This is a genomic window from Heyndrickxia sp. FSL W8-0423 (assembly GCF_038009395.1).
Lineage (GTDB): Bacteria > Bacillota > Bacilli > Bacillales > Bacillaceae_C > Heyndrickxia > Heyndrickxia sporothermodurans.
Genome location: NZ_JBBPBE010000001.1, coordinates 2,750,258 through 2,762,913, shown reverse-complemented (window position 1 = coordinate 2,762,913; position 12,656 = coordinate 2,750,258). Strand labels below are relative to the sequence as shown.

15 protein-coding genes and 1 riboswitch are annotated in these 12,656 nt (G+C 35.4%); of the genes, 3 read left to right on the top strand and 12 right to left on the bottom strand.

Annotated features, from left to right (window positions below; genetic code table 11):
* Window positions 1-139: 139 nt before the first annotated feature.
* From MKY81_RS14020 to MKY81_RS13985, 8 genes are all read right to left on the bottom strand, one after another.
* Window positions 140-757 (bottom strand): NUDIX hydrolase, encoded by a 618-nt coding sequence (locus MKY81_RS14020; RefSeq protein WP_108073092.1) that lies wholly within the window; start codon window positions 755-757, stop codon window positions 140-142.
* Window positions 758-795: 38 nt separating this feature from the next.
* Window positions 796-1,641, bottom strand: a complete 846-nt coding sequence (locus tag MKY81_RS14015; protein ID WP_108073090.1) for a class I SAM-dependent methyltransferase — start codon at window positions 1,639-1,641, stop codon at window positions 796-798.
* A gap of 211 nt (window positions 1,642-1,852) precedes the next feature.
* Complete coding sequence (locus MKY81_RS14010; protein ID WP_108073088.1) at window positions 1,853-3,211, bottom strand: LLM class flavin-dependent oxidoreductase; 1,359 nt, start codon at window positions 3,209-3,211, stop codon at window positions 1,853-1,855.
* Window positions 3,212-3,231: 20 nt separating this feature from the next.
* On the bottom strand, window positions 3,232-3,786 hold the full coding sequence (gene ssuE, locus MKY81_RS14005; RefSeq protein WP_108073108.1) for an NADPH-dependent FMN reductase: 555 nt from the start codon (window positions 3,784-3,786) through the stop codon (window positions 3,232-3,234).
* Between the two features lie 82 nt (window positions 3,787-3,868).
* Window positions 3,869-3,972, bottom strand: a riboswitch (SAM riboswitch).
* Between the two features lie 112 nt (window positions 3,973-4,084).
* A complete protein-coding gene (locus MKY81_RS14000; RefSeq protein ID WP_066233522.1) occupies window positions 4,085-4,765 on the bottom strand; it encodes an ABC transporter permease in 681 nt (226 codons plus the stop codon).
* A gap of 17 nt (window positions 4,766-4,782) precedes the next feature.
* A complete protein-coding gene (locus MKY81_RS13995) occupies window positions 4,783-5,700 on the bottom strand; it encodes an osmoprotectant ABC transporter substrate-binding protein (protein ID WP_376067278.1) in 918 nt (305 codons plus the stop codon).
* A 9-nt stretch (window positions 5,701-5,709) separates the two neighbouring features.
* A complete protein-coding gene (locus tag MKY81_RS13990; RefSeq protein ID WP_341118084.1) occupies window positions 5,710-6,363 on the bottom strand; it encodes an ABC transporter permease in 654 nt (217 codons plus the stop codon).
* An 11-nt stretch (window positions 6,364-6,374) separates the two neighbouring features.
* A complete protein-coding gene (locus tag MKY81_RS13985; RefSeq protein WP_341118083.1) occupies window positions 6,375-7,526 on the bottom strand; it encodes a betaine/proline/choline family ABC transporter ATP-binding protein in 1,152 nt (383 codons plus the stop codon).
* Between the two features lie 270 nt (window positions 7,527-7,796).
* Here MKY81_RS13985 and MKY81_RS13980 point away from each other — a divergent pair, with 270 nt between their 5' ends.
* Window positions 7,797-8,333: a GbsR/MarR family transcriptional regulator gene (locus tag MKY81_RS13980; RefSeq protein ID WP_107958802.1), complete on the top strand. Its 537-nt coding sequence runs from the start codon at window positions 7,797-7,799 to the stop codon at window positions 8,331-8,333.
* Between the two features lie 133 nt (window positions 8,334-8,466).
* The gene (locus MKY81_RS13975; RefSeq protein WP_107958800.1) at window positions 8,467-8,871 is read left to right on the top strand and encodes a thiol-disulfide oxidoreductase DCC family protein; all 405 of its coding nucleotides are present in this window, start codon (window positions 8,467-8,469) and stop codon (window positions 8,869-8,871) included.
* 74 nt (window positions 8,872-8,945) lie between these two features.
* Here the strand turns inward: MKY81_RS13975 and MKY81_RS13970 are convergent, their stop codons facing one another.
* From MKY81_RS13970 to MKY81_RS13955, 4 genes are all read right to left on the bottom strand, one after another.
* Window positions 8,946-9,752 (bottom strand): DUF817 domain-containing protein, encoded by an 807-nt coding sequence (locus MKY81_RS13970; RefSeq protein WP_107958806.1) that lies wholly within the window; start codon window positions 9,750-9,752, stop codon window positions 8,946-8,948.
* 92 nt (window positions 9,753-9,844) lie between these two features.
* Complete coding sequence (locus tag MKY81_RS13965) at window positions 9,845-10,066, bottom strand: helix-turn-helix domain-containing protein (protein WP_107958798.1); 222 nt, start codon at window positions 10,064-10,066, stop codon at window positions 9,845-9,847.
* Between the two features lie 10 nt (window positions 10,067-10,076).
* A complete protein-coding gene (locus MKY81_RS13960) occupies window positions 10,077-10,559 on the bottom strand; it encodes a DUF2975 domain-containing protein (protein ID WP_325949451.1) in 483 nt (160 codons plus the stop codon).
* A 257-nt stretch (window positions 10,560-10,816) separates the two neighbouring features.
* Window positions 10,817-11,674: a GNAT family N-acetyltransferase gene (locus MKY81_RS13955; protein ID WP_235993061.1), complete on the bottom strand. Its 858-nt coding sequence runs from the start codon at window positions 11,672-11,674 to the stop codon at window positions 10,817-10,819.
* A 175-nt stretch (window positions 11,675-11,849) separates the two neighbouring features.
* Here MKY81_RS13955 and MKY81_RS13950 point away from each other — a divergent pair, with 175 nt between their 5' ends.
* Complete coding sequence (locus tag MKY81_RS13950) at window positions 11,850-12,644, top strand: ABC transporter ATP-binding protein (RefSeq protein WP_066233494.1); 795 nt, start codon at window positions 11,850-11,852, stop codon at window positions 12,642-12,644.
* Window positions 12,645-12,656 lie beyond the last annotated feature (12 nt).

Here is a 12,656-nt window from a genome sequence, read left to right as displayed (position 1 = left end):
ATTGTGTTTATTTACGAAATTACTTTTTTGTAACAAGACCCCTGCCTGTGAAGTTCGCAGAAACTGGTGTTTTCCCAACTTCCCTCGCCCAAACAGATACTTAACCAATATGACATAAAACAATCAGAATTTAAACAATTCAATCAAAATATATACGTTCATCTGAACTATTTGCTATTCTTATTGCCATCTCAATTTGTGATTTAGTATTTCTGGCTTCTGATAGTTCAGGTAGTTCATTTTCAGCAAAAAAGCTTACATCACTGGTTTCAATTCCTTCTAAAGACATCCCGCCAATAATTTCGCATTGGATGAAAACTTTATATACATGATAAAGTGAAGGTGGATGTGGATGATACTTTTTATCTAGAATTCCTAATAGTTTAACTGCTTTTACATCGTAGCCTGATTCTTCCTTTACTTCTTTAACAGCAACTTCGCTTGGCGATAATCCAATGTCCGCCCATCCTCCAGGTAACGCCCACTTGTTATCTGTCTTTTCTTTGACCAATAGAATTTTCTTATTTCTTAAAACAACAGCTCGAATATCTACTTTTGGTGTTTGATAGCCTGTTTCATTTGCAAATAAATCTTTTATAAAGGTTGTATCCATATTTGTCTGATTGGATAGGATTTCTATACTAATCTTTCTTATTAATTCAAATCTCTCCTTGTCATAAATATCATTAGAATAAGTTAACCCTGCTTGGGCAATTGCTTGTAACTGTTTCACCCATTCTAGCCATTTTAGTTCCATAATCATTCACCTTTTTATTTCATTTTTCTAATTTACATTTAGTTTGCTGTAAAAGCATAGACTGACAAAGGAATAATTTTATTTACTTTAATATGCTCTTCTAGCATGTTTTTTTCAGATTGAAGGAGTTCTTTAAGCTTTATAGGTAGTTCACCATTTTTTTGTAGTTCTTCATCAAATTCTGTTAAAACATTATGTATTTCCCATTGACCATCTTGTATATCTGGGGAAAAAATAGATGTTTCATTCGTGATTGTCCAACCAGCATGTTTTGCGATTTTTATTATTTCATTTGGGGTAAATAATGTTCGTACATTTGATTCACTGTTGTCCTTAAACGACTCAAGTTGTGCTTGAATAAGAATAGATAAAAAATGAGAATACTGTTCAATTTTATGAATGTTTGTATCCCATTCTGCAAAACATAATTTTTTTCCCCATTTTTTAATTTTGCTCAGTATTTCAAATAATTCTTTTTTTGACTTTAAATACCACGAGCAATGTGATAATACGATACAATCAAAATATCCATCTGGAAAATCTATTTCAGGGGACAGTATATCCACATTAAAGTTCATATTAATCTGCTTACCTAACTTTGAATGTGTTAAATACATTGCAGAATCACCTAATGATACCGGACTACCGTAAGATTCAGAACCAATATCTACTCCTTGAACTAGACCACTTTCTCCTACATAATAGGCAAGCACTGCTGTTGTATCCCCTTGACCGCAGCCTATTTCAAGGACCTTATCCCCTTTTTCAATTTCCCAAAACTCAACTAGTTTCATACGATGCTTTGTTTGTATCCTTTGAATATCCCGCATTTCTATATTTGCAGCCATACAATCAACTATGGTCTCTAATACTTGTTTATTCATCAATACCCTCCAAATACAAAAAGATAATTTCAAAAAATCCTTTGATATATAAAACTTCGATAATCTATAAAATAATCCTTCTTTTTAAACATTCAATCCACCAAGCGGAATAGGCGTTTCAAAATGGCTTTTATTTCAGCCAATTCTAGTGCTAATAGTAAAATATGAAAAACCTTATTTCGTAGTTTACGAGAATAAGGTTTTTCATATTTTAAACAGGTATTCTCCTATTTCGATGTTGTCTAGCTGGATGATGTTCATGTAAAAAATCATTTCCAAATAATTTTTTCCGGAATGTCCCTTCTTCATATTTTTTTCTGACTAATCCACGCTCTTGTAGAATTGGTATGACAAATTCTACGAAATCCTCAAAGGTTCCAGGCGTAATCGCATAAGCTATATTAAAACCATCTACTCCCGTTACTTCTACCCATTCCTCTAATGAGTCCGCAACTTTCGTTGGAGAGCCGACAATAACTGGACCTAATCCACCAACCCCAACAAATTCTGCTACTTCTTCTACAGTAAACTCTGAGTATGACTTCAATGCTGACTGAATAGCATCGTTTTTCACATATTGAATTTTCTCTTGTGGATTAAGTTCCTCTAAATTGAGTCCAGTCCATCCGCCAACTAATGCTAGTGCACCTTCGTAGCTCGCGTATTTTTTGTATTCATTATATTTCGCTTCTGCTTCTTCTTGTGTCGGGGCGACAATTGGGGTAATAAGAGTTAGAATTTTTATTTCTTCTGGTTTTCTTCCAGCTTTAATAGCTTCTTCCCGAAAAGCTTGAACTGTCTTTTTCGTACTTTCCATTGTAGTTGCGCCAATGAAAACTAGCTCTGCATGCTTTGCCGCAAATTTTCTGCCTCTAGAAGATGCACCCGCTTGAAAGATAACAGGTGTTCTTTGAGGTGATGGTTCACATAAATGCGCACCTGGAACTTTATAATACGTACCCTCGTGTTCAATATCATGAACTTTACTCGGATTCGTATAGATCCCCTTCTCTTTATCTACAATAACGGCGTCATCCTCCCAACTCGCTTCCCATAATTTGTAGACAACATCCATATATTCATCAGCAATATCGTATCTATTATCATGACTAAGCTGTTTATCAAGGCCGATATTTAATGCAGCACTATTTAAATAGGAGGTAACAACATTCCAGCCGATACGCCCTTTCGTTAAATGATCTAAAGTAGAGATTCTCCTGGCAAACGTATATGGATGTTCGTAGCTTGTTGAAGCTGTTAATCCAAATCCTAGATGTTTTGTTACTTGAGCCATTATTGGAACGACAAATGCCGGATCGTTTACCGGTACTTGTGCACCTTGGCGAACTGCAGGATCCCTTGAGCCTTGATAAACATCATAAGTACCTAACACATCAGCTAAGAATATCGCATCAAAACAACCCTTTTCCAAGACCTGCGCAAGATGAGTCCAATATTCTGCATCTTTATAAGTAGAGGAGCGATCTTCTGGGTGTGACCATAAACCAGGGGATTGATGACCTGCACAATTCATATCAAAAGCATTCAAATAGATTCTTTTTTTTACCATTTTCAGACCTCCTAAATTTTTTACAAAGATTGCGCTGTAAATTGTTTGAGCTGTTTAATCGACTTAACAAATCCGTCAACCTGCTCAGATAATCGTTGAATCGACTCAATATGTGTCAGAGGATTTCGTTTATTGGATTTGTCAATAGCACTTTCTAAAATATAAATTCCTTGTAAAGGATTTCCCTTTAATGTTGTTATGAGTGGTTTTAATGCATAATCTAGAGCGAGTAAGTGCGCACCACTGCCTCCTACCATTACAGGAAAAACAGGTTTTCCCTTAAGTATTCTTTCAGGCAATAAATCAATTAATGTCTTTAATACACCTGTGTAGGATGCTTTATACACAGGTGATCCGATAATGACGCCATCTGCATTTATAATCGTTTGTGCCAAATGATTAATATCCGGACTGTCATAACGGCTATTTACTAAATCTAAAGGTGAGAAATCGACAACTGAAGCATACGAAACAGAAATCCCTTCTTTCTCTAATAAAAATTGAACATGTTTCAACACAAGATCTGTTTTGGACTTATCAGATGGGCTCCCACATAAAATTACTACTTTACTCATATCACTAACCTTCTTTCTTATAAAATTTTTCAAGCAAAAAGTCCCCTTTTCAAAAAGAAAAGAGGACTCCTCAATGCGTCATCTCTTATCTTCCAAGCGAATGCTTGCTGGAATTAGCACCTTTCTACCTAAGTAGAGGTTGCTGAAGCTTCTTCGGGCCAGTCCCTCGGCTTCTCTGGATAAGAATTATTTAATTGTATTAATAATAATATTTGAACATTTAATATGTCAAGATTAATTCTGACTTTTTTTATCTGAATTATAAGTCTTGTTGTTGGTCTACACCCTCTGTTCCATATTATGCAGCTTCCTTCATTTCTAATTTTACTTCTTTTTTCTTTTTCACAGGAGATAGGATTCGTTCCAGCCAGCCCATCAAAAAGTCTGCAGCAACTGCCATTAATGCAGTCGGAATCGCTCCAGCCAATATTATGGACGAACCGTTCGTTACATTCGTACCGCGGACAATAATATCACCTAGTCCACCTGCTCCGACAAATGTTCCGATTGTTGCAATCCCAATTGCGACAACTAGTGCGTTTCTGAGACCTGCCATAATAACGGATAATGAAAGTGGCAGCTCAACCATTCTTAGTATTTGAAATTTCGTCATCCCCATCGCTTTTCCGGACTCCAACAAGAATTGATCGACATTAACAATTCCTGTATAAGTGTTCTTTAAAATTGGCAAAAGTGAATATAGAAATAATGAAAGGACTACTGTATTTGTTCCTAACCCCATAACTAACATTAGGACCGATAACATCGCTAAGGCAGGAATCGTTTGGATAATATTTGCAAGTGAAATTACCCACGTACTAAGCCTGCGGTATCGCGCAATGATGATTCCAAACGGAATAGCAACAATCGCAGCAAAAATTACCCCGTATGCTGACATTAGAAAATGTCGATAAAACTGTTCCCAAACATATCCACCATTGTGAGCGTAATAATCAAATAATCCTTGTATCGTATTCAATTCACACACCTCCAGTCTTACTCAAAATAGTTATTTTCCTCTAAAAACTCTTTAGCAACAACAGAAGGCTCTTTCATTTTCCCATCGCTTTCATAATTCAATTGCTGCATTTTTTTCGTACTAATCTTTCCAACCAGCTTTTGTAAGATTCCTTTTAGTTCAGGATGTTTTTTTAATACATCATTTCTAGCAACAGGCGATGCGTCGTAAGGTGGGAAGAAATGTTTGTCATCTTCCAGTACCTGAAGATTATATGCATTGATTCGGCCATCCGTTGTATAAGCTAAAACAACATCCATTTTTCCGCTTTGGACTGCTTTATAAACGAGACCGATTTGCATTGGGAAGGTTTGACCGAATTCGAAGCCATACTCCTTCACAAAACCTTCGTAGCCATCCCCTTTTCGTTTTAACCATGAATTATCAACACCTAAACTCAAGTCTTTCACCATTGGTTCTAATTGGGAAACTTTTGATATGTTATTTTTTTCAGCAAAGTCTTTCGTTACAGTAAATGCATACGAATTGGCGAATCCATATGAATCAAACCATGTTTGATCAAAACGTTTATCAAATTCTTTCTGAACAATTTTTAATGCCTTTTTTGGATCGTTCACTGGATCCATCCCAAGAGCACCCGGCAAATCGGTACCTGTATAGCGTGCAGCTGAGATATCAACATCCCCGTTAAGCATTGCTTTATGCAAAACGATGGATGAACCTAAATTGTTCACCAAATCCACCTTTAAATCCGTATAATGTTCGATCATATATTTTTCCATATATCCAAGAATTTGTGTTTCTGTTGTTGTCACCATACCTATCGAAATCGATTTATCTGAAGATGCACTTAAACCAGGTAAAGAGCATCCACTGATGATCAATGAGATTGACAAAACGAAGACGACAAACCATTTTCGTTTTTTCATACTAATGCTCCTTCCTTATGCAGCTTGTTCTAATTTACGTATCCCTTTCGGTGTTGCCCAATTTTCAAGTTTTCCTAATAAGAGATCGACAAGCAGAGCAAGAATTGTTACCGGGATTGCCCCTGCAATAATAAACTCTGTTTGATATAAATTAAGTCCACTAAATATATAGTCACCAAGTCCACCTGCACCGATGAAGGCAGCAAGTGTTGCCCATCCAATTAAATAAACGGTAGACAATCGAATACCAGCCATAATAACCGGTATCGCTAATGGAATTTCGACATAGCGAATCCGTTCCCATCCAGTCATACCCATCCCGCGACCTGCCTCAAGCAAGTTTCGTTCGATCCCTTTGACACCTATATATGTGTTTCTCAAGATGGGTAGGACTGAATAGAAAAATAACGCAACAATTGCAGGCACCTTTCCAACACCTAGAATCGGAATAAAAAAGGCTAAAATAGCGAGACTCGGAAAGGTTTGGATGACACCAGCAATACCCATGATTACTCCTGCTAATTTCGGTGTTCTCGTTAAAGCAATCCCTATCGGAACGGCAACAATTATTCCTAGGAAAACAGCAATGATAGAAATATAGAAATGCTGCCATGTTTTAAATAATAACTCGCTCCAATTACTAGTTAAAAATTGTATAATGCTATCCATCTAGCTCCCTCCTAGCCAACATTTTTCGTTTCAATCTCCTCTTGTACATCACCCCAAATAGAATCGTAGACAATATCTACTAAACTAGCTCTAGTTACAATCCCCACTAAACGATTGTGGCCATCGACTACAGGAACATATTTCATTCCCATTTTTAATATTTTTCGAATCGTATCTCGGACTAATGTTTCTTTTTCAACAGCAAATACTTCCGTTTCTAATACATCCGCTACTTGAACCATTTTCTTGCGATTTTGATCTATTATTTCTACATCAATATATCCTTTTAAAACTTGGTTTCCATCGACTACGAGGAGAGAATCTACGCGTTTCTCTTTCATAATTTGAATCGCTTCTGATAGAGATTTATCTTCCGTAATTGTTATTGGGTTAGAGTTCATTACTTGCTCAACCGTTTGTATATTTGGTCTTGCTTGTAATAAACGTTCTTTACCGATAAATTCTTCAACAAAGTCATTGGCTGGGTCACGTAATATCTCTTCTGGAGTACCAACTTGGACCAATTGACCATCTTTCATAATCACAATACGATCTGCTAGTTTCAGAGCCTCATCCATATCATGCGTTACAAATACAATTGTCTTACCGAGCGTTTGTTGTAGCTTTTTGAATTCGTCTTGTAAGGAATCCCTTGTAATAGGGTCAAGTGCTCCAAACGGTTCATCCATCAGAATTAATGGTTGGTCTGCTGCAAGTGCACGAAGAACTCCGATACGTTGTTGTTGTCCACCGCTTAACTCATGTGGATAGCGATCTAAATAATCCTCTGTCATGTTAACAAGTTTGAGGAGCTCTTTGGCACGTGCCCGACGTTTCTCATCTGGCCATTTTAATAGTTTTGGTATGAGTGATATGTTTTGTTGTATGGTCATGTGAGGAAATAAACCGATTTGTTGAATAACATACCCAATTTCTCTTCTAAGTTGTACTGGGTCCTTTTCCATTATGTTTTTTCCATTAATATAAATAGTGCCACTTGACGGTTCGATTAGGCGATTAATCATTTTCATCGTTGTCGTTTTCCCGCAACCACTTGGACCGATGAAAACGATGAACTCACCTGGTTTAAATTCTAAATTTAAATCTGAGACTGCTTTCTTTCCACCTTTATACACTTTTGTTACATGATCAAATTTAAGCAAAATGATGACACCTCCACAATTTTCATAAAGTACTTACTTATTTATTCACCTTTCAATTGTATCGCACACTTTATAAAATAAAAAGTTTACAAATTTTATATATTGTATAGATTATACGCAAATTCGTGAGTGTATATTGTTAAAAACGACATTATTCATACTATTACTTATTAATGCTTTAGTATACTCCCTGTATTGCTTGTTTATTTTTCCACTAAAATATGATACATTGACTTAGTAAATTAGGTGGTTGAAAGGAGCCTACTACCTATGGATGAGAAACCATTGAAATTAATTAATCAAGCTAAAGAACAATATATAGAGAAGATTGCAGATAATATGCGTACGTATGGAGTATCCACTACGGTTGGTCGTGTTCTAGGTATTATTTATATGAACCGGAAACCGATGACGCTTGATGAACTATCTGCTGCAACTGGCATGAGTAAAACAAGAATGAGCCAAGTCGTTCGCGAAATGCTTGATATCAATATTGCCGAAAAAGTATTCGAAAAAGGTGTTCGTAAAGATATTTATGATGTCGAATCCGATTATTACGAAACCTTTATTTCTATCTTCACCTCCAATTGGCGAAAAACGATCAATCGCAATAAAATATTTGAAAAAAAATTATCCAGAGAACTCTCCCTATTAAAGGAACATGAAGAGTTATCACCAGAAGTTGAAGCAAGCGTTAATGAACTACTGAAAGAAATGAAAGTATGGTCAGGCTACTATCAATGGCTAACTCGGTTAGTTGACTTTTTCGAAAGCGGGGAAATATTCGAGCACGTTCCAAAATCGTAGACCTTTATGTATCATTACTCCTATTTTTAAAAAATGGGAGTATTATTATTTACCCAATATTTTTTGCTTATAAACATGAGTTAATATGTTATCCTTATCTTACTTGAATGACTAAAAAATAGTGGGTGATCACATGGGTGGGATTATTTTATTCGACGGCGTTTGTAATTTTTGCAATAGCAGTGTGCAATTTATTATGAAAAGAGATCCTAAAGCCTTTTTCAAGTTTGCATCACTTCAAAGCGAAACTGGAAAATCACTATTACTGAAATATCAGATTACTGAGGATGTTGACAGTCTTGTATTAATAGAAGACGATTCATATTTTATTAAATCTAGTGCAATCTTAAGAATTTGTACCCATTTACGGGGATTATGGAAAATCTTATCCGTTTTTCGTTTCGTACCTACACCAATGCGGAATATATTGTATGATATCATCGCCAAAAATCGATATAGATGGTTTGGAAAGAAAGAAACTTGTATGATTCCTAGCAAAGAGGAAAGACGGAGATTTTTAGATTATACAGATTCATAACTTTTAAAAAAGCATCCAATCATTTTGGATACTTTTAACAAGGATCCGACTTTTTAATAGAGAATTCTAAGTAGTTATAAAGATTGACTAGCATCCGAACTAATGGAGCTTTTTCCCTTCACTTGCTTTAACGTTGCTACTATAAGAAAGCTAACAATCACTAATAAGAGCCATGAACTTACCTTACCTAGATGAACGAGACTCCATGCTTCTGTTTGGTTTGGATACTCCCAAGCGCCAAAAAACGTTGCGATATTTTCGGCTACCCATATAAAAAATCCGATGAGCACAAAAGAAAATGATAGTGGCATACGGTAACGTGTTCCATTAACTTCGTATATGACCCATGACTTCCAAAAAACGATAATGACAAGCCCTGATAACCATAAACGGACATCAATCCAATAGTGGTGAGTAAAGAAATTCAAATAAATCGCAGCTGCAAGAGGTACAACTACCAAAAATGGTGGCCACTTAACCAGCTCAACCTTCAACCTCCTCCAAGCCTGGCAAAGATAACTAGCTACGCTTGCATACATGAATCCGCTATACAAAGGCACTCCAAAAATTTTGAAATATCCTTCCTCCGGGTAAGACCAAGAACCCATATGTACCTTAAAAAGTTCAAGAGCAAGTCCAATAAGGTGAAACAATGAGATTACCTTTAGTTCATCCATTGTTTCAAGTCCAGATCGAACCATCCACCACTGCATTAGAAGGCAAATGATCAGCATCCAGTCATACCGCGGCAGGAAGGGAAGCGGGATGATTTGTGTAAGAGCCAAAGAGGCAAAAATAACGACGGGAAACAAACAGGATAATGCCTGTTCCCATCCAAAATGAACAAGTTGCTTGATTACTCTGACGATTTGTGCATCCATTTTTGAATGATTAAACTCATGAATTGCTTCCCTTTTACGAATTTGATTCATAGAAAACTTCACTCTCCTTACGTGTTAAATACTCCATTTTATTAAACTTGAGAGTCTTCATCACTTCGGTATTCTAAAATATCTCCGGGTTGACATTCTAAAGCCTTACAAATTCCCTCTAAAGTTGATAATCGAATTGCTTTTGCCTTTCCATTTTTTAATATTGAAAGGTTAGCCATTGTGATTCCAACCTTCTCCGATAGTTCGGTTACACTCATTTTCCTTTTAGCAAGCATCACATCAATATTGATTATAATTGCCATTGTTTTCACCTCAAACCGTTAAGTCATTTTCTGATTTTATATCAATCGCTTCTTTTAACAGCTTTTGAAGAACAGCGGCAAAGACTGCAATCACCATAGAAGCAAAAGGAACTACCAAACCAATAATGACAACACCTGGTGCGTCATCTTTATCCGCAAACAGATAGAAAAGCGGCAAGACGAGGATATGTAAGCAACTAATTGTGATTGCACAGTATTTGATTTTCTCTAAAGATTTTACAGAGTTTTGCGAGAAAGCATTATTTTTGTCAATATAGCGTAAAAGTTTGAAAGCCTGATACAAAGCAAAGTAAAAAGGAATCACCGATGCATAAAACGCGATGAAAACGAGATATTTTATATAAGCAAACTTAGGTAATAATTTTGCTGCAAGATTCCCTATCTCAGGCACCAAAAAAATGCACAAAGCAAGAATTGGAATTCCAATAAGAACGACAGATATCTTTAAAAAGAGTGTTGACACTCGTTTCATAAAAGCACCTCACTTATTTAATGTCTTTATTGAATTTAACATAATATTTATCGTTTTACAATAAAAAATTATTGATTTTTACTGCACTCTTATTGTTATAAAATTATCATATTCATTTGCTAAAAGAAAAAGCATTCCTCATACCTTTGAGAAATGCAATAAAACACTTAGATCTATAATCTATTCAATTCATAAACTGTTGGACCTCTCCTCATTTCAAAATATAATCAACAAACAATAGATTAATAAAATAGGTTTTACATCGATGGAATTACAACTGCATTACACGCTTTTTCATAAAATTCAATCGGTCCTGCCTCACCAATAACTGCATACTCATAACCAATTTCCTTCATATCTTTTAAACAATGATGAAGTAGTGCATAGCCAATACCTTTAACCCTATTAGATTTCGTTACACCCATAGGACCGAAATAACATTTTCTATTCTTATAAATATCAAAAGCAGCAAAGCCAATAATCTCTTTATAATTATCATATGCAATATATATAGAGGGATCATCTAATAAAAACGCAGCTCTAATGGTTTGAGACCATTCCTTTGAAAAATTCTTATCTACAAAATTAACAATATTATTTTCATCCTTACTAATTGCCCTTCGAATCAAGGGCGAATCTACATTGGGATATGTGTATTTGCCGAGGTGAGTAATCATATCCCTTGAATTTGTTCCGAGGGCTAAAATTATTTCCTTATTTTCATCTGTTAAAAAACTATCCATCACTCCAGTAGTAATTAAAGCTTTAAGTAAATGACCTTCATTTAAATAAACTTGATTATATTTTTCCATGTAATGCCTTGCAGTATGAAAAACTTCAATCACTTCAACCGTTACAGCTGTATTAAAAAAATCGCTTCCAGTTATATTTTGATTTTGTGATTCCCTTAATTCTATTATTCTATTTGTCATTAAAGATTTGTCTATGTTAGTTTTCAAAGATATTTCACCGAGCACTCCAGTTTTTTCATTTAGGCACGCAATAAGTAAATGTACGGGCTGTAACACTTTATCTTTAGAAAAATGCATCTCTATCTCTGCATTCCTCATAATTCTTAGGATTCTACTAGTAAAATAAAAGTTTGAATTTTTCAAATTAACGCCCCCTTCAAGTAGCCTAGCATATTAAACCATTGATAAAATAGAAAAAAATTAAAATTGACCAACAATATTTTTGCTTTTTTTAGGACAATAATGTTATCATGTATTCACTATTTTCTAAATAGTATAAAATTATCATAATAATATATCACTAAAAGGAATGAAGCAAATGATTATTAATATGAAGAACGTATGCTGGAAACGCGGGGAAAACTGGATTTTACAAAATCTATCATGGGATGTGAAAGAAAAAGAGCATTGGTGTATTCTCGGACTTAACGGATCTGGAAAAACAACTCTACTTAATATGATTAATGGGTATATTTGGCCGACAAAAGGAGAAGTGAATGTATTAGGGAACAAATTCGGTCGTACCGATCTACGCGAGCTACGGAAATCAATTGGATGGGTAAGCTCCTCATTACAACAGCAGTTACCTGATGAAGAAATAGTCGAAAATATCGTATTGAGCGGCAAATTTGCAAGCATTGGTTTATATGAACAAGCATCTCCACAAGATTATGAAAAAGTTCATGATTTACTCACATTACTAGATTGCCAGCATTTAAGAAACCGAATGTACCAAACTTTATCCCAAGGTGAACGCCAACGCATACTAATTGCAAGAGCTTTAATGGCCGCGCCAAAATTACTTATACTAGATGAACCATGTACAGGACTGGATATCATTGCTCGGGAACAGCTTTTACAGTTGATTGAAACATTAGCGAATCAACCAGATGGCCCTACTTTGATCTATGTTACACATCATGTTGAAGAAATTCTTCCTTCCTTTCAAAAAACTTTATTATTAAAAAATGGTGAACCATTCGCCTCCGGTAATACAGTTGATCTATTAACAGAAAAAAGATTATCTGAATTTTACGGAACACCCATTTCTGTTACAAAGAATCTTGAACGGACTTGGCTGTCATTTAAAGAAACTTTATCCGTGAACACATGAATATCATGCGTT

Coding starts and splice junctions, on each gene's coding strand:
- MKY81_RS14020 (WP_108073092.1), bottom strand. CDS start 757: ATGGAACTAAAATGGCTAGAATGGGTGAAACAGTTACAAGCAATTGCC.
- MKY81_RS14015 (WP_108073090.1), bottom strand. CDS start 1,641: ATGAATAAACAAGTATTAGAGACCATAGTTGATTGTATGGCTGCAAAT.
- MKY81_RS14010 (WP_108073088.1), bottom strand. CDS start 3,211: ATGGTAAAAAAAAGAATCTATTTGAATGCTTTTGATATGAATTGTGCA.
- ssuE (WP_108073108.1), bottom strand. CDS start 3,786: ATGAGTAAAGTAGTAATTTTATGTGGGAGCCCATCTGATAAGTCCAAA.
- MKY81_RS13990 (WP_341118084.1), bottom strand. CDS start 6,363: ATGGATAGCATTATACAATTTTTAACTAGTAATTGGAGCGAGTTATTA.
- MKY81_RS13980 (WP_107958802.1), top strand. CDS start 7,797: ATGGATGAGAAACCATTGAAATTAATTAATCAAGCTAAAGAACAATAT.
- MKY81_RS13975 (WP_107958800.1), top strand. CDS start 8,467: ATGGGTGGGATTATTTTATTCGACGGCGTTTGTAATTTTTGCAATAGC.
- MKY81_RS13970 (WP_107958806.1), bottom strand. CDS start 9,752: ATGGATGCACAAATCGTCAGAGTAATCAAGCAACTTGTTCATTTTGGA.
- MKY81_RS13965 (WP_107958798.1), bottom strand. CDS start 10,066: ATGGCAATTATAATCAATATTGATGTGATGCTTGCTAAAAGGAAAATG.
- MKY81_RS13960 (WP_325949451.1), bottom strand. CDS start 10,559: ATGAAACGAGTGTCAACACTCTTTTTAAAGATATCTGTCGTTCTTATT.
- MKY81_RS13950 (WP_066233494.1), top strand. CDS start 11,850: ATGATTATTAATATGAAGAACGTATGCTGGAAACGCGGGGAAAACTGG.